17 protein-coding genes and 1 riboswitch are annotated in these 15503 nt (G+C 43.6%); of the genes, 2 read left to right on the plus strand and 15 right to left on the minus strand.

Annotation, left to right across the window (positions count from 1 at the left end; all coding sequences use genetic code 11):
* Positions 1-50: 50 nt before the first annotated feature.
* The 13 genes from sufB to A3M5_RS0113690 all read right to left on the minus strand — a co-directional run bounded on the left by sufB (position 51) and on the right by A3M5_RS0113690 (position 10299).
* Positions 51-1448, minus strand: coding sequence for a Fe-S cluster assembly protein SufB (sufB, locus tag A3M5_RS0113630; protein WP_018394326.1), 1398 nt, complete (start codon positions 1446-1448; stop codon positions 51-53).
* 21 nt (positions 1449-1469) lie between these two features.
* On the minus strand, positions 1470-1904 hold the full coding sequence (sufU, locus tag A3M5_RS0113635; RefSeq protein WP_018394327.1) for a Fe-S cluster assembly sulfur transfer protein SufU: 435 nt from the start codon (positions 1902-1904) through the stop codon (positions 1470-1472).
* On the minus strand, positions 1894-3123 hold the full coding sequence (locus A3M5_RS0113640) for a cysteine desulfurase (protein WP_018394328.1): 1230 nt from the start codon (positions 3121-3123) through the stop codon (positions 1894-1896). Before A3M5_RS0113640 ends, sufU begins: the two co-directional genes overlap by 11 nt.
* The gene (gene sufD, locus A3M5_RS0113645) at positions 3120-4433 is read right to left on the minus strand and encodes a Fe-S cluster assembly protein SufD (RefSeq protein WP_026221724.1); all 1314 of its coding nucleotides are present in this window, start codon (positions 4431-4433) and stop codon (positions 3120-3122) included. Before sufD ends, A3M5_RS0113640 begins: the two co-directional genes overlap by 4 nt.
* Before the next feature lie 20 nt (positions 4434-4453).
* Complete coding sequence (gene sufC / locus A3M5_RS0113650; protein ID WP_018394330.1) at positions 4454-5230, minus strand: Fe-S cluster assembly ATPase SufC; 777 nt, start codon at positions 5228-5230, stop codon at positions 4454-4456.
* Positions 5231-5405: 175 nt separating this feature from the next.
* The gene (locus tag A3M5_RS0113655) at positions 5406-5585 is read right to left on the minus strand and encodes a YuzK family famiily protein (RefSeq protein WP_018394331.1); all 180 of its coding nucleotides are present in this window, start codon (positions 5583-5585) and stop codon (positions 5406-5408) included.
* 324 nt (positions 5586-5909) lie between these two features.
* Positions 5910-6761, minus strand: a complete 852-nt coding sequence (locus tag A3M5_RS0113660; RefSeq protein ID WP_026221725.1) for a MetQ/NlpA family ABC transporter substrate-binding protein — start codon at positions 6759-6761, stop codon at positions 5910-5912.
* A gap of 29 nt (positions 6762-6790) precedes the next feature.
* Entirely contained in the window at positions 6791-7459 is a 669-nt protein-coding gene (locus tag A3M5_RS0113665; RefSeq protein ID WP_018394333.1) for a methionine ABC transporter permease, read from the minus strand.
* Positions 7452-8477 carry a methionine ABC transporter ATP-binding protein gene (locus tag A3M5_RS0113670; protein WP_018394334.1) on the minus strand — a complete coding sequence of 342 codons (1026 nt, stop codon included), beginning with the start codon at positions 8475-8477 and terminating at the stop codon, positions 7452-7454. The genes A3M5_RS0113665 and A3M5_RS0113670 overlap by 8 nt, the downstream gene beginning before the upstream one ends.
* 73 nt (positions 8478-8550) lie before the next feature.
* Positions 8551-8655: riboswitch (SAM riboswitch) on the minus strand.
* A 76-nt stretch (positions 8656-8731) separates the two neighbouring features.
* Positions 8732-9040, minus strand: coding sequence for a thioredoxin family protein (locus tag A3M5_RS0113675; RefSeq protein ID WP_018394335.1), 309 nt, complete (start codon positions 9038-9040; stop codon positions 8732-8734).
* Between the two features lie 2 nt (positions 9041-9042).
* Positions 9043-9399: a hypothetical protein gene (locus A3M5_RS0113680; RefSeq protein WP_018394336.1), complete on the minus strand. Its 357-nt coding sequence runs from the start codon at positions 9397-9399 to the stop codon at positions 9043-9045.
* 94 nt (positions 9400-9493) lie between these two features.
* Complete coding sequence (gene gcvH, locus A3M5_RS0113685) at positions 9494-9877, minus strand: glycine cleavage system protein GcvH (protein WP_018394337.1); 384 nt, start codon at positions 9875-9877, stop codon at positions 9494-9496.
* 71 nt (positions 9878-9948) lie between these two features.
* On the minus strand, positions 9949-10299 hold the full coding sequence (locus tag A3M5_RS0113690; protein ID WP_018394338.1) for an arsenate reductase family protein: 351 nt from the start codon (positions 10297-10299) through the stop codon (positions 9949-9951).
* Between the two features lie 125 nt (positions 10300-10424).
* Between A3M5_RS0113690 and A3M5_RS0113695 the strand changes: the two genes are divergently transcribed.
* The gene (locus A3M5_RS0113695; RefSeq protein ID WP_018394339.1) at positions 10425-12182 is read left to right on the plus strand and encodes a SulP family inorganic anion transporter; all 1758 of its coding nucleotides are present in this window, start codon (positions 10425-10427) and stop codon (positions 12180-12182) included.
* Positions 12172-12495 carry an ArsR/SmtB family transcription factor gene (locus tag A3M5_RS0113700; protein WP_018394340.1) on the plus strand — a complete coding sequence of 108 codons (324 nt, stop codon included), beginning with the start codon at positions 12172-12174 and terminating at the stop codon, positions 12493-12495. The genes A3M5_RS0113695 and A3M5_RS0113700 overlap by 11 nt, the downstream gene beginning before the upstream one ends.
* A gap of 39 nt (positions 12496-12534) precedes the next feature.
* Here A3M5_RS0113700 and A3M5_RS0113705 read toward each other — a convergent pair whose 3' ends face one another.
* Positions 12535-14301: an acyl-CoA dehydrogenase FadE gene (locus A3M5_RS0113705; protein WP_018394341.1), complete on the minus strand. Its 1767-nt coding sequence runs from the start codon at positions 14299-14301 to the stop codon at positions 12535-12537.
* A gap of 18 nt (positions 14302-14319) precedes the next feature.
* The gene (locus tag A3M5_RS0113710; RefSeq protein WP_018394342.1) at positions 14320-15495 is read right to left on the minus strand and encodes an acetyl-CoA C-acetyltransferase; all 1176 of its coding nucleotides are present in this window, start codon (positions 15493-15495) and stop codon (positions 14320-14322) included.
* Between the last annotated feature and the right edge of the window lie 8 nt (positions 15496-15503).

The following is a 15503-nucleotide window of genomic DNA, read 5'->3' on the forward strand; positions in this document are numbered from 1 at the left end:
ACTTTTTTCTATTTAAAAAAATCCCCTCGCGAAAGGGGATTTTTGTTGTATTAACCGATCGAACCTTCCATCTCAAATTTGATCAGACGGTTCATTTCAACGGCATATTCCATTGGCAGTTCTTTTGTGAACGGCTCGATGAAGCCCATTACGATCATTTCAGTTGCTTCTTCTTGTGAAATACCTCGGCTCATCAAGTAGAATAGCTGCTCTTCGGATACTTTTGACACTTTCGCTTCGTGCTCAAGTGAAATGTTATCGTTCAAAATTTCGTTATATGGAATAGTATCAGATGTTGATTTGTTATCCAGGATCAACGTATCACACTCGATGTTTGAGCGTGCCCCATCCGCTTTACGTCCGAAGTGAACGATTCCACGGTATGTTACTTTACCGCCTTGTTTCGAGATGGATTTTGATACGATCGTTGATGATGTATTTGGTGCTAAATGAGTCATTTTCGCACCGGCATCTTGATGCTGTCCTTTACCGGCTAGGGCAATGGATAATGTCATGCCGCGCGCACCTTCACCTTTTAAAATAACAGCTGGATATTTCATCGTTAATTTTGATCCGATGTTGCCATCGACCCATTCCATTGTCGCATTTGCTTCACATATCGCACGTTTTGTTACAAGGTTATACACATTATTTGCCCAGTTTTGAATCGTCGTATATCGGCAGTATCCGCCCGCTTCAACGAAAATTTCAACGACAGCCGAGTGAAGTGAGTTCGTTGTATAAACCGGTGCCGTACATCCTTCTACGTAGTGCACGCTTGCTTCTTTATCAACAATAATGAGCGTCCGTTCGAACTGACCCATGTTTTCTGAGTTAATGCGGAAGTACGCTTGAAGTGGCGTATCCATTTTTATACCAGGTGGTACGTAAATGAAAGAACCACCAGACCAAACAGCGGAGTTTAACGCTGCGAACTTATTATCTGTCGGCGGAATAAGCTTCGCCCAGTACTTGCGGAAAATATCTTCGTTTTCTTTCAAAGCAGAATCTGTGTCTTTAAAGACGATACCCATGTCTTCTAGCTCTTCTTTCATGTTGTGGTACACAACTTCTGATTCGTACTGAGCAGATACACCAGCAAGATATTTTTGCTCTGCTTCTGGAATACCAAGTTTATCAAACGTTTGCTTGATTTCTTCCGGTACTTCATCCCATGAACGCTCTGATTTTTCAGATGGCTTTACATAGTACGTAATTTCATCAAAATTCAAAGAGGACATATCTCCGCCCCATTGAGGCATTGGCATTTTATAAAAAAGGTCCAATGATTTCAAACGGAAATCAAGCATCCATTGCGGTTCTTCTTTCATTTTTGAAATTTCTTTCACAATTTCCGGCGTCAAACCACGTTCTGAACGGAATAGTGATACGTCACGGTCATGGAAACCATACTTGTAATCACCAATTTCAGGGGCTTTTTTTGCCATGTTGCATTCCTCCTGTCAATTTTACTTCTCTTGTTGAAGCCCTTTTTCCATCGCTTTCCACGATAATGTTGCACATTTGATACGTGCAGGAAATTTTGCAACACCTTGCAGTGCTTCGATATCACCAAGGTCTAAGTCTTCTGGATAGTCTTTGCCGAGCATCATATCTGAAAAAACGTTTGCCAGACGAAGCGCTTCATCGATCTCTTTTCCTTTAATCGCCTGCGTCATCATCGACGCAGAAGACATCGAAATCGAGCATCCTTCTCCGTCAAATTTCGCATCCGTGACAATCCCGTCTTCTACATTAATCGTCAAATGGATACGGTCACCGCACGTCGGATTATTCATATCAACTGTGACGCTTCCGTCTTCAATCGATCCTTTATTACGCGGGTTCTTGTAATGATCCATAATCACTTGACGGTACAGTTGGTCTAAATTATTAAAAGACATCTGAGAAATACTCCTTTGTTTTTAACAAACCGGCGGCAAGTCTGTCGATATCTTCTTCTGTGTTGTACAAATAAAAGCTTGCGCGTGCTGTAGAGGATACTTCACACCATTTCATCAGTGGCTGTGCACAGTGATGGCCGGCACGTACAGCAATGCCTTCTGCGTCGAGAACCGTCGCCACGTCATGTGGATGAACGTCACCTAAATTAAACGTAACAACACCTGCACGGTCTTGGCCACTTTTCGGGCCAAAAATGGTCAGATCCGGAATTTCCGTCAATGTTGAAAGTGCATAGGACGCCAGTTTATGCTCGTGCTGTTCAATGGCATCGATGCCAATTTCATTTAAGAAATCGATGGCTGCCCCAAGACCGATCGCGCCCGCAATAATGGGCGTACCACCTTCAAATTTCCACGGAAGTTCTTTCCATGTTGATTCATAAAGACCAACGAAGTCAATCATTTCGCCGCCAAATTCGATCGGCTCCATGTTATCGAGTAGTTGCTCTTTCCCATATAATACGCCAATACCAGTCGGTCCGCACATTTTATGGCCAGAAAAAGCAAGAAAGTCACAATCGAGCTTTTGTATATCAATATGAATATGCGGTGCAGCCTGTGCTGCATCTACAACCATTACAGCTCCATGTTCATGGGCAATTTTCGTAATATCCGCAATCGGGTTAATCGTACCAAGTACATTTGATACCATCATGACAGAAACAATTTTCGTGTTGGACGTAACAGTTGCCCGCACATCTTCCAATGAAATCGTTCCGTCTTCTTGCATTGGTATATATTTCAGCGTAGCACCTGTATATTTCGCCAGCTGCTGCCACGGAATAATATTCGAATGATGCTCCATGTAAGTAATGACAATTTCGTCGCCTTCTCCTACATTGGCACGTCCATAGCTCTCGGCAACGAGGTTAAGTGCCGTCGTTGTCCCACGCAAAAAGATGATTTCTTTCGTTGATCCCGCATTGATGAATCGGCGTACTTTATCACGCGCACCTTCATATAAATCCGTTGCCCGGTTGCCGAGTGTATGAACGCCGCGATGGACGTTCGCATTCGACGTTCGGTAATAGTCACTAATTGCTTCAATGACTTGGAGCGGTTTTTGAGATGTTGCCGCACTGTCAAGATAAACGAGTGGATGACCGTTTACTTCCTGATCCAGAATGGGAAAGTACTTTTTCAGTTCTTTCGCATTCATTGACGAACTTTCCCTTCAATAATGCCTTTTAGTTGTTTCTTCACGTTTTCGATTGGCAATTTGTTGACAACTGGTGCCAGGAATCCGTGAATGACAAGACGTTCTGCTTCCCGCTTTGTAATACCGCGACTCATCAAATAGTATAGCTGAAGCGGATCGACACGGCCAACAGAAGCGGCGTGTCCTGCCGTTACATCATCTTCATCAATGAGCAAAATCGGGTTTGCATCGCCGCGTGCTTTTTCGCTTAACATGAGAATGCGTGATTCTTGCTCAGCATTTGATTTCGAAGCACCGTGCTCAATTTTACCAATCCCGTTAAAGATTGCCTTCGCTTCATCTTTCATGACACCATGCTTCAAAATATAGCCCTCTGTATGTTTACCAAAATGAACGACTTTCGTTGTAAAGTTCATGGACTGCTTCCCACTGCCAACAACGACCATTTTCGTATCTGCATAAGAGCCGTCGCCGATTAAATTCGTTACATTTTCGGAAACCGTATCGCCATCGTTCATACTTCCGAGTGACCATTCAATGTGTGCATGAGGAGCTGTCACACCGCGTCGATTTACATATACTGTTACATTCTCAGCAAGCGTATCAACCGCTCCGTATGAAACGCGGGCATTGTCACCTGCAATTACTTCTGTGATGATGTTCGCAACACCTTCTTCTGTTTCCACTGTAGAAATGTAGTTTTCTACATACGTGACGGAGCTGTTCGCTTCCGCTACGACGATAACATGATTAAAAATTGCCGCGTTTTTGTCATCCTGAATAAACACTGCTTGTACCGGTTCTTTAATTTCCACGTTTTTCGGTACATATAAAAAGACGCCGCCGTTCACAAGCGCTGCATGAAGAGCCGTCAATTTATGCTCGTCTGCTTTAACCACTTGCGTCATAAAATACTTTTGAACGAGGTCGCTATGTTCTTTCACTGCGGTCTCAAAATCCGTAAAAATAACGCCTGCTTCTTTCAATTCAGCTGATATATTTAAAATAGACGGCACACCATTTCGTTGAACGTATACGTTTTGCACCGTGTTATCCTCGCCGACAACTACTTTTGCCTTTTCAGGAAGATCCGCAATCGATGCGTACGGCGTACTATTCACATTGTGGGTCCCAAATTGTGTGAAATTCCATTTATCGATTTTCGTTTTATCCGGCTTTGGAAGCGGCAATTCTTCCGCTTTGTTAAATGCATCAAGACGAACATTTAACAGCCATTCAGGTTCGTTGTTTGCAGCTGAAAAGTCGCGGATTACCGACTCATCAACCAACCATTTTGTTTCAGTCATAATTATCCTCCTGCCCCTTCCGATTACTGTACCGTTTCGTCTTCGATGCCAAGTTCCTGTTTAATCCAGTCATATCCTTCTGCTTCGAGGCGCTGCGCCAGTTCCGGTCCACCGGACTTGACGACACGGCCTTGCATCATAACATGAACATGGTCAGGCGTGATGTAATCAAGCAGACGCTGGTAATGAGTAATAATCAGGCAGCCAAAGCTCTCATCGCGCATTTGGTTAATCCCTTTTGAAACAACTTTCAAAGCATCGATATCAAGACCGGAGTCAATTTCATCGAGAATCGCGATTTTCGGTTTAATTGTCATCAATTGAAGAATTTCATTGCGCTTTTTCTCACCGCCAGAGAAACCTTCGTTTAAATAACGCTGTGCCATATCTTGATCCATTTCAAGCACATCCATGTTGCTATCCATCTGACGAATAAATTTCATCAATGAAATTTCATCGCCTTCTTCGCGTCGCGCATTCACAGCTGAGCGAAGGAATTCGGCATTCGTTACTCCTGTAATTTCGCTCGGGTATTGCATGCCTAGGAATAGACCCGCACGTGCGCGCTCATCTACTTCCATCTCAAGAACGTCTTCACCGTCTAGCGTAATCGTTCCTTGTGTAACTTCATATTTAGGATGACCCATAATCGCAGAAGAAAGAGTAGATTTACCCGTTCCATTCGGTCCCATAACCGCGTGGAATTCTCCGCCTTTAATTTCTAGGTTCACACCTTTTAAAATTTCTTTCCCGTCAATTGAGACGTGAAGATCTTTAACTGTTAACGTTGATTGTGACATGATTTACCCTCCGTATTCATCGGCTTTAATAACCGATTGTTTCTATTCTCAATTTATTCTCATTACAATCTTATAACAAATCGCATTTATATTCAACAGTTGATATTGCTTATAATTAGTATTCTCAAATAAATTGAAAAAAACCGGCTTTTTACACCGGCTTCTCTCCATTTGGTTATGATAAGTGATTGGTAAGTTTGCTGTTAAAATCGGCAACGATGCGTCTGCTTGTAAGATATTCTTCTTCACGCTGCTGCTCGACGTCAATTCTCACTTCATGCTTCTGACTGTACACCGCGTAGCCTACGCCGTGGGATGCATGCATTGCTTTTTCCATGCCTTCTGTGTACTTCATATTCAGTGAGTTACTAATGGGGAATCAATCCTTTTCGTTTTTTTTGGAGGCATGCTCCGCTCATTTATTATGAGCAAAAAGTGATCTAGCTTAGAGTAATTCCACTCCGCACCAAATGTTCCTCCGGTATTTATAATAACAGTGTGCAGGTAAGACACGCAAAAGCCGTGAGCCCGGCTCAGTCTCTCTCACATGTTGTGAGGTCCAGCATACTCTTCTATATTTCCTCATTCGCAAAATATAAACGATATCCTCTTGAATTCGCAATTATTTGAAAATTTAGCATAAAAAACGCCTGGCTCGCAGCCAGACGTTTCTAACGTTTTATTTGTTGACCGGTACGAATGCCCCGCCCCACTCTTCCAACATAAAGTCTTCAATTTCTTGAGAGTGAAGAACATCAACAAGTGCTTTAATTTTTTCTTTGTCTTCATCGCCGGCACGTACAGCGATAATATTTGCGTATGGTGAGTCTTTTCCTTCAAGAGCAATTGCATCTTCGAGTGGGTTCAAGCCGGCATCTACCGCATAGTTTGAGTTAATCATGACGGCATCACCTTCATCGTTATTATAAATTTGTGGAAGCAAAGCAGGTTCATAATCATAGTCGAATTTCAAATTCTTTTTGTTTTCAGCAATATCATCGAGTGTCGCTGATTCTTTCACCACACCGTCTTTCAATGTAATTAATCCTGCTTCTTCAAAAAGAGCCAAAACACGTCCATGATCCGCAACAGATGAACTTAAAATAATTTTCGCTCCATCTGGAAGTTCTTTTAAACTTTTGTATTTTTTAGAATAAACGCCAATAGGTTCAACATGGATACCCCCAGCGTTCACAAAATCATAGCCATGTTCTTTTTTTTGAACTTCAAGGTAAGGAACGTGTTGGAAGTAGTTCGCATCCACTTCTCCTTCATCTAACACTTTATTCGGCAAAACGTAGTCTTGAAATGTTTCTACTTCAAGTGTATATCCTTTTTCCTTTAATGCAGCTTTTGCCTCTTCTAAAATAACTGCATGAGGTACGGGACTTGCCGCTACAACAATTGTTTTGTCCTCTTCTGATGTACCAGAATCTGCTTTTTCTTTATCTGTTGATTCTTCCCCACCTCCGCATGCTGCCAAAGCAAGCACGATCGCGGCTGTTAAAAACCCGAGAAGCCATTTTTTCATCATGTCATTCCTCCTGAAAATATTTTATCTTATCGTTTATCCAGTTTTCGTGTGAACGTGTCCCCGATAAACTGAATGATAAACACAATAATGAGTATAACGATTGTCGCCATCAGTGTCACATCATTACGGCTACGCTGGAATCCGTCTAAAAAGGCGAGATTTCCTAGTCCTCCTGCCCCAATGACACCCGCCATCGCTGTGTAACCCACAAGGGCAATCGCTGTGACGGTGAGTCCTGAAACGAGTGCTGGCAACGATTCTGGGATGAGCACTTTTCGAATAATCGTACTTGTGGATGCCCCCATTGCTCTTGCCGCTTCAATCACACCTTTATCAATTTCACGCAGCGCAATTTCAACCATGCGTGCATAAAATGGGGCCGCTCCGATAATAAGTGCCGGCAACGCCGCATTTTCACCGATAATCGTGCCGATAATCGCTTTCGTAAACGGAATGAGCAGGACGATTAAAATGATAAATGGAATTGAGCGGAAGACATTGACAATAACCGCCGTGATGCCATAGACCGCTTTATTTTCCCACAGCTGTCCTTTCGATGTTAAAAAGAGCAATAAGCCGAGCAAAAGGCCGAGAACGAATGTGATAACGACAGAAATGCTCGTCATATAAAGCGTCTGAAGTGTCGCTTCCCACATTTTGTCCCAGTCTACATTTGGAAACCATTGTTCAATCATACATAATAACCTCCGAATCTACTTGCTGCGCATCTAAAAACGCCACTGCTTTGTCGACTTCAGAAGCATTACCGGTTAAATGGACGAACAATGTTCCGTATGCACCATTTTGCGTCTGTGAAATTTTCCCTTGCAAAATGTTGACCGCGACATCAAAGCGTCGAATAATTTCTGTAATGACCGGCTGTTCAGTCGATACACCGACGAACGTCAATTTAACAATTTTTCCATCTGGGTGTGCCTCTACTAAATGACGGACTGTTTCTTTCGACTCTTCCGGCTCCGTCACCTGCTGGACAAATCGTTTTGTAATTAACTGTTCAGGGCGGCGGAATACATCAAGCACCGGGCCCATTTCAACGATTTTACCTGCTTCCATTACCGCAACACGATGACAAATTTTGCGGATAACGTGCATTTCATGTGTAATAAGCACGATTGTCAGCCCGAGGCGTTCATTAATATCGACGAGTAATTCTAAGATGGAATCCGTCGTCTGTGGGTCAAGCGCCGATGTTGCTTCATCACATAATAATACTTTCGGGTTATTTGCGAGTGCCCGAGCGATACCTACACGCTGCTTCTGGCCGCCTGACAATTGCGAAGGATAGGAGTCCCCGCGTCCATCAAGACCGACAAGCTCGATCAATTCATTCACACGTTTGTCCCGTTCCGCTTTTGACACGCCCGCAATTTCAAGCGGAAACGCAATATTTTCGCGCACTGTGCGAGACCAAAGTAAATTGAAGTGTTGAAAAATCATACCGATTTCTTGGCGCGCTTTCCGTAATTCGCCGCCTTTAATTTTTGATACCGTCCGCCCTGCAACGGTTACAGATCCTTCCGTCGGTGCCTCAAGGCCGTTCAACATGCGGATAAGCGTACTTTTACCTGCGCCGCTATAGCCGATCATACCGAAAATCTCGCCTTCTAAAATGGAAAGATTTATATCGTCAACGGCCGTAACGGGGCCATTTTTTGTTTGAAATATTTTCTTTACCTGTTCAATTAAAATCATGTTGTTAACTCCTTTTCACAAAAAAAGCCTGTCTGCGGATAATAACAGAAAGGCAGTGCGTAAAGTTCCCTTTCTCTCATCTCTCGAAGCACATTGCTTTGTGTGATTTGGCACCTTTTCTAAAAAAGATGGTTGCCGGGCTTCATCGGGCACATCCCTCAGCCTCTCTTGATAAGAGTTATTATGAATATGAATGGATTCTACCACCGGAATGACAGTTATGTCAACAGCAAAAATGTATATTTTTTACATTTTTATCCTATTTGAAAATGAGACATTATTTCTTCATATATATAGGGAACTGACTGAAAAGCGTAAATTTTCTTTTTAAGTTTTCCTTCTGACATTAAAAGTAAACAAGGAACGCTTTCAATCGCAAATTCGCGGGCAATGTCTTCATGATAATTTAAATCAATCCGCTCAAGCGGCAAATCAATGTTCATCGCTTCAACAATATCAAGCATTCTGCCGGCTACTTGGCATGTGCCGCACATCGGCGTGTACACATATAAAGCCGCTTTGGGGGCGGCTAAAAAATCGTAAATTGATTGAACTGTTTTCATTGTTATGGCAATCCTTCTTTCTCTAAAAACTCCCCGCGTACATCGATATTCGCCGCCATTAAAACAGACGCAAGATCGCGATGAGGGACAGAGGCGACTTCTTTATATCTACGGTCAATATAGAGATGACGGGCATGAGGCAACTCACGTTTAAACTGACGGCGCAGCTTTTCACCCGATGCATCTGCATCGACTAAAATGTACACATCCCGCTCGAACAATTCATCTACAAGTTCATCTAGACGCGATATGCCAATCGTCCCATTCGTACAAATGATGTCTACCGGTTCTTTCACAATTTCAGCCACTCGTTTACGATCGGATAACCCTTCGACGATAATTGCTTTTTCCAGAATCATCACCATCACCCCGCTGCACGTTGTTAACTCTATTTTCACTCGTTTCCGGGAAAAAAGCAAAGTAAAAAAGACCGGCAATGGACCGGCCCGGCAATTACTCTTCTTTTACTCTTTCTTCGTACTGCGCTGCTGTCATCAATTTGTCAATTTGTGACGCATCAGACGGCTCAATTAAAATCATCCATGCTTTATCGTAAGCAGATTCATTTACGAACTCAGGACTGTCTTCAAGTTCTTCGTTGATTTCAATAACTTTTCCGCTGATCGGTGCGTACAACTCTGAAACTGTTTTAACGGATTCTACGCTTCCGAACGGCTCGTCAACCTTAATTTCATCACCAACAGCTGGCAGCTCAACAAATACAATATCACCTAGTTCAGATTGCGCAAAATCAGTAATGCCGATGCGCACGTTCCCCTCTTCTTGTTTCACCCATTCATGTTCTTCAGAATAACGCAGCTCTTTAGGCACATTCATTTGTTTATACCTCCAGATTAAAATAAGTATACTCTACACTTTACTGATTCATCAGACAGAATGCAAGATCATCATTGCCACTTCGCATTATATTCATCTTCTTTAAAACCAACCGTTACCGTTTCATCGCCAATCGCGAGTGGACGTTTGATCAGCATACCGTCTGACGCAAGAATATGGAGTAGTTCGTCATCAGATGCAGAGGTTACTTTATCCTTCAATCCAAGCTCACGGTATTTTTGCCCGCTTGTATTGAAAAATTTCTTCAGTGGTAGTCCGCTTTTTTCATATGCCCGTTTCAACTCTTCTTTTGAAGGCGGTGCTTCGACAATATGAATCGCTTCGTACGTAACACCTTTCTCATCAAGCCACTTTTTCGCATTGCGACACGTTCCGCATTTCGGATACCAATAAAATTTCATATTTTTCACCTCAACTGAATGAAATTCGACAACTTTTGCAAAAACCCTTTGACAATCTAAAAAAAGAAGCATACCTTATATATATTCAAATAATCAAATATATAGATATTAAGAGGGTGATTCATATGCGTCAATGGTTTTTTACCGGCAGATATAAACCGTACTCACTACAAACATTTCAAAAAGACCTTTTATCAGGGCTCGTTGTCGGGATTATTGCTATTCCTTTAGGGATGGCGTTTGCGATTGCATCAGGTGTGAATCCTGAATACGGCATTTATACGACCATCGTCGCCGGCATCCTTATTTCATTGTTCGGCGGCTCCCGCTTTCAAATTGGCGGACCGACTGGTGCCTTTATCCCTATTTTATTCAGCATCGTCATGACATACGGGTTTGAAAATTTATTAATTGCCGGTTTTTTAGCTGGGATTCTTTTATTCTTAATGGGGCTCTTTAAATTAGGCGCGCTCATTACCTTTATCCCACGTCCGGTCACAATCGGCTTCACATCTGGGATCGCCATTATTATCTTCACCGGGCAAATTCCGAATTTTCTCGGTTTGACTGGCGTCGAAAAACACGAGGCGTTCATTGATAATATGAAAGAAGCCGTACTAAATATTCATACTGTGAACGGATATAGCATCCTAACAGCTGTTATTTGTTTACTAACCGTCATTTATACACCAAAGGTATTTCCGAAAATACCGGGACCACTCATTGCCCTTGTTTTTTCCACATTGCTGGCCACGTTTCTATATCCAGGTGAAGTGGCTACTATCGGTTCGACATATGGCAACATTTCCGGCACACTTCCCCGATTTCATATGCCAGAGATCACGTTTGAAAAGATGCAGCAAATGATTCGACCTGCTTTTGTCATTGCGATCCTCGGCGCCATTGAGTCGCTTTTATCGGCTGTCGTGGCAGATAGGATGACAAATAGCAAACACAACAGCAACAGGGAATTGGTTGGACAAGGCATTGCCAACATGGTGACGTCTTTGTTCGGCGGTATCCCGGCGACAGGCGCCATTGCGAGAACAGCAACCAATATTAAAAATGGGGCTGTTTCACCCGTGTCCGGTATTGTGCACGGACTCGTTGTTTTAATCATTTTATTGCTTTTCGCACCATACGCATCAAAAATTCCATTAGCAAGCATGGCACCTATTTTAATGATCGTAGCCTGGAATATGAGTGAGCGGCACGTTTTTATTCATTTAGTCAAAACGAGAACAGAAGATTCACTCGTATTAGTCGTCACGTTTTTATTAACCGTCTTTATGGATTTAACTGTTGCGGTCGAAGTCGGTCTGCTTCTCGCTGTCATCATCTTTACGAAACGAATGAGTGATACAATGGTGGTAGAAAAAGCGTTGCCTAATCCTCTCGACAAACATGAGAAAGTGGCAAGCCATGTCGTGACCGATTCGCACGATTGCCCGCAAATTAGTATATACAATATCCAAGGACCGCTTTTTTTTGGAGCAGTGCAAACGTTTCAACAATCGATCATGAAGACCGTCAATTATAAACCAGAGGTGCTGCTGCTTCGAATGGGGAAAGTGCCTTTTATGGATACGACCGGAGAAGCGCACTTATCCAGTATTGTCAAAAGCTTTTCAAAACATAGAACAGTTTTCATATCCGGATTAAATCCTCAGCCTGAAAGCGTATTAAAGAAAACAGGCTTATACGAATCGATGGGTGAAGATCATTTTTTCACTCATACAGGTGACGCGATCAACGCCGCTCTGTTACATTTAAATAAAGATAAATGCCTCGGCTGCCGACATTTTGCCTTTAGAGAGTGTGAAGCCTTTTCTAAGGGACAACAACCTATTTGTGAGAAGGAGGAAATAAAGATTGAATCTTGATATGCAACAATTTAAAGCGGATTTTTTTAAAGCGCTTGCTCATCCATTGAGGATTAAAATTCTTGAGCTGCTAGCTGAAGGTGATAAAAGCGTCAATGAACTTCAAAGCCTCGCTGGCAGTGAAGGTTCCACTGTTTCTCAACAGTTGACCATTTTGCGCGGAAAAAACATTGTGACAGGCACAAAAGATGGAACCCGAGTCATTTATTCGCTTCGTGATCCAATGATTGTTGAACTGCTATCTGTTGCGAAGCAGATTTTTAACAATCACCTTGTTGATACAATTTCGATGCTTGATCAGATGAAAGAATGAAAAGACAGCCCAAATGATACCTGGCTGTCTTTTCTCATGTTAGACGACATATTTCAACGCATCGCTTAATTTGTCTGCCGCTTCCCTTTTTTTGACGATGACGTTAACTGGCGTGTGGCGGCCTAGTTTTCGTAAAGCCGACATCATGATACGCAAGCTGTCGCCAGACTCGATCGCAACAAGTGTTTCTTTTGCGTGCGCTTCAATTTCGTTAAATGCTTCCTGGCAGAAAATTTGCGTATACAATACTTTCTGGTTGCTTTTCTTTTCGCCAAACTTTTCAATCGCTTTCTCTGTACGAAGGACGGCTGATTCCATTGCGTACACTAAGTTTACGAGGTCGGCGATGTTGACGAGTACTTCCTGTTCAACTTCGAGCGCTTTACCATATTTTTGAACGGCTAATCCCGCCGCAAGAAGCGCTATTTTCTTCGCATTTTTCACGAGCATTTTTTCCTGTGCAAGCACCGTGTCATCCACCTCTTCCGGCATAAGCATCATCAGTTCATCTTGCAGCGCCTGTGCCTTTTCAAACAATGGAAGCTCACCCTTGAACGCTTTTTTCACAAATGTACCCGGCACAAGCAAGCGGTTAATTTCATTGGTTCCTTCAAAAATACGGTTAATGCGTGCATCACGGTACATTCTTGAAATTTCGTATTCTTCCATAAAGCCGTAGCCGCCATGAATTTGGACCCCTTCATCCACAACGTAATCGAGCACTTCCGTTCCGAAAAATTTACAAAGTGAACACTCAATCGCATATTCGGCAATCGACAATGCAACCTTCTTTCCGTCTTTTCGTTCTTCTTCAGACAATGCGCCCATCTGCTCTTCAAAGTAGCCAACAGTACGGTAAATGGCGCTTTCTGCTGCATATACTTTTGAAGACATCGTGCCAAACTTTTCTTTTATTAAATTAAAATTCGCGATTTTCGTTTTAAACTGCTGGCGTTCGTTTGCGTATTTCAATGAAATATCGAGCGCCCGCTTCGCACTTCCGACCGTGCCGACGCCTAATTTATAACGGCCAATGTTCAAAATATTAAACGCAATCACATGACCGCGGCCTGCTTCGCCCAACAAATTTCCCACTGGCACCTCAGCATCGGACAAAATGAGTGTCCGCGTTGATGAACTTTTAATGCCCATTTTTTCTTCTTCCGCACCAGTAGATACGCCTGGGTAGCCTTTCTCTACAATAAACGCTGAAAATTGTTCTCCATTAATTTTCGCGTATACGATGAATACATCCGCAAATGCAGAGTTTGTAATCCATTGTTTTTCTCCGTTTAACACGTAATGCGTTCCCGCTTCATTCAAACGAGCAGTCGTTTTCGCGCCGAGCGCATCTGAACCGGAACCAGGCTCTGTCAATGCATACGCCGCGAATCGTTTTCCCATGGCCAGGTCCGGCAAATACGTGTGCCTCTGTTCTTCATTTCCAAATAACACAATCGGCAATGTGCCAATGCCGACGTGCGCCCCGTGTGAAAGAGAAAAACCGCCGGCGACCGCCATTTTTTCAGCAATAAGCGCAGAACTCACTTTATCAAGATTCAATCCTCCATATTCTTCCGGCACATCTGCGGCAAGCAGCCCTAGTTCTCCTGCTTCTTGTAATAGTTTTACCGTTCGGTCAAATTCATGCTTCTCGAGATAGGGCAATTCCGGCAAAACACTGCCTGATACATAGTCTTCGGTCGTTTTCGCAATCATTTTCTGTTCATCCGAAAAATCTTCCGGTGTAAAAATCGAGTGATACGCCACTTCTTCTATTAAAAAGGAACCGCCTCTTGCTGCCATGATTCATTTCCCCCTTTGTTACATCATTTCAAAGACACCAGCGGCTCCCATTCCGCCGCCGATACACATCGTCACGATCCCGAACTGTTTGTTGCGCCGTTTCAATTCATGAAGAAGCGATAACGTCAATTTGGTCCCTGTACAGCCGAGCGGATGACCGAGTGCGATCGCCCCGCCATTTACGTTGACAATGTCTTCATTCAGCCCAAGCTCGCGGATAACTTGAATCGACTGTGATGCAAAGGCTTCGTTTAATTCAAACAAATCAATATCTGATAATTCAAGGCCTGCCAGTTTCAGCGCTTTTGGCACGGCGACGACCGGGCCTACGCCCATCACTTCCGGCGGTACCCCTCCGACCGCAAAGGAGCGCAACTTGGCAATGGGCTTCAAACCAAGCGACTCTGCTTTTTCTCGCTCCATCACGAGGACCGCTGCCGCACCGTCTGACGTTTGCGACGCATTGCCCGCTGTCACGGTTCCAGCCAAAGAAAACGCCGGCCGTAACTTCGCCAATATATCAACCGTCGTTCCATGTCGTACCCCTTCATCCATAGAAAACAAGACATGTTCCTCTATCAATTTGTGATCCATCCCGACATGTCTATTTGTCACATTCACCGGCACAATTTCATCCACAAATTTCCCCTCTGAAATTGCACATGCTGCCCGCTCATGACTACGTACCGCAAACGCGTCCTGATCTTCGCGCGAAATGTTATATTTTTTCGCCACTTCTTCCGCCGTATGCCCCATCGACATGTAATAGCCTGGCATACTTTCTGCAATCCGCACGTTCGGACGAACGACGTGGCCCATCATTGGCACTAAACTCATCGATTCCGCTCCCCCGGCGATAATCGTGTCCGCGTGGCCGATCATAATCCGTTCTGCCGCATACGCAATCGACTGTAAGCCAGATGAGCAGTACCGATTGATCGTAACAGCCGGCACGTCATGTGAAAGTCCAGCGAGAGCGCCAATGTTTCGTGCCATGTTCATACCTTGCTCTGCTTCTGGCATCGCACATCCGATAATGAGATCGTCAATGTTCCCTTCGTAGTTTCCCGCTCGTCTCAGCGTTTCTTTTACAACGAGCGCGCCGAGATCATCCGGACGCGTGTAACGGAGTGTTCCTTTTTTTGCCCGGCCGACAGGTGTGCGTGCACCAGCGACAATAACCGCTTCCTTCATTTCTTTTC

Origin of the sequence: Bacillus sp. 37MA (assembly GCF_000372765.1) — a bacterium.
GTDB classification, from domain to species: Bacteria; Bacillota; Bacilli; order Bacillales; family Domibacillaceae; genus Domibacillus; species Domibacillus aminovorans.

Excerpts from the sequence above, each read along its gene's own strand:
- A3M5_RS0113710 (WP_018394342.1), bottom strand. The coding sequence starts at position 15,495 with ATGAAGGAAGCGGTTATTGTCGCTGGTGCACGCACACCTGTCGGCCGG.
- gcvH (WP_018394337.1), bottom strand. The coding sequence starts at position 9,877 with ATGAATGTGCCTAAAGAGCTGCGTTATTCTGAAGAACATGAATGGGTG.
- A3M5_RS0113665 (WP_018394333.1), bottom strand. The coding sequence starts at position 7,459 with ATGATTGAACAATGGTTTCCAAATGTAGACTGGGACAAAATGTGGGAA.
- A3M5_RS0113680 (WP_018394336.1), bottom strand. The coding sequence starts at position 9,399 with ATGATTCTGGAAAAAGCAATTATCGTCGAAGGGTTATCCGATCGTAAA.
- A3M5_RS0113695 (WP_018394339.1), top strand. The coding sequence starts at position 10,425 with ATGCGTCAATGGTTTTTTACCGGCAGATATAAACCGTACTCACTACAA.
- A3M5_RS0113705 (WP_018394341.1), bottom strand. The coding sequence starts at position 14,301 with ATGGCAGCAAGAGGCGGTTCCTTTTTAATAGAAGAAGTGGCGTATCAC.
- A3M5_RS0113670 (WP_018394334.1), bottom strand. The coding sequence starts at position 8,477 with ATGATTTTAATTGAACAGGTAAAGAAAATATTTCAAACAAAAAATGGC.
- sufB (WP_018394326.1), bottom strand. The coding sequence starts at position 1,448 with ATGGCAAAAAAAGCCCCTGAAATTGGTGATTACAAGTATGGTTTCCAT.
- A3M5_RS0113660 (WP_026221725.1), bottom strand. The coding sequence starts at position 6,761 with ATGAAAAAATGGCTTCTCGGGTTTTTAACAGCCGCGATCGTGCTTGCT.
- A3M5_RS0113690 (WP_018394338.1), bottom strand. The coding sequence starts at position 10,299 with ATGAAATTTTATTGGTATCCGAAATGCGGAACGTGTCGCAATGCGAAA.
- A3M5_RS0113675 (WP_018394335.1), bottom strand. The coding sequence starts at position 9,040 with ATGAAAACAGTTCAATCAATTTACGATTTTTTAGCCGCCCCCAAAGCG.
- sufU (WP_018394327.1), bottom strand. The coding sequence starts at position 1,904 with ATGTCTTTTAATAATTTAGACCAACTGTACCGTCAAGTGATTATGGAT.
- sufC (WP_018394330.1), bottom strand. The coding sequence starts at position 5,230 with ATGTCACAATCAACGTTAACAGTTAAAGATCTTCACGTCTCAATTGAC.
- A3M5_RS0113640 (WP_018394328.1), bottom strand. The coding sequence starts at position 3,123 with ATGAATGCGAAAGAACTGAAAAAGTACTTTCCCATTCTGGATCAGGAA.
- A3M5_RS0113655 (WP_018394331.1), bottom strand. The coding sequence starts at position 5,585 with ATGAAGTACACAGAAGGCATGGAAAAAGCAATGCATGCATCCCACGGC.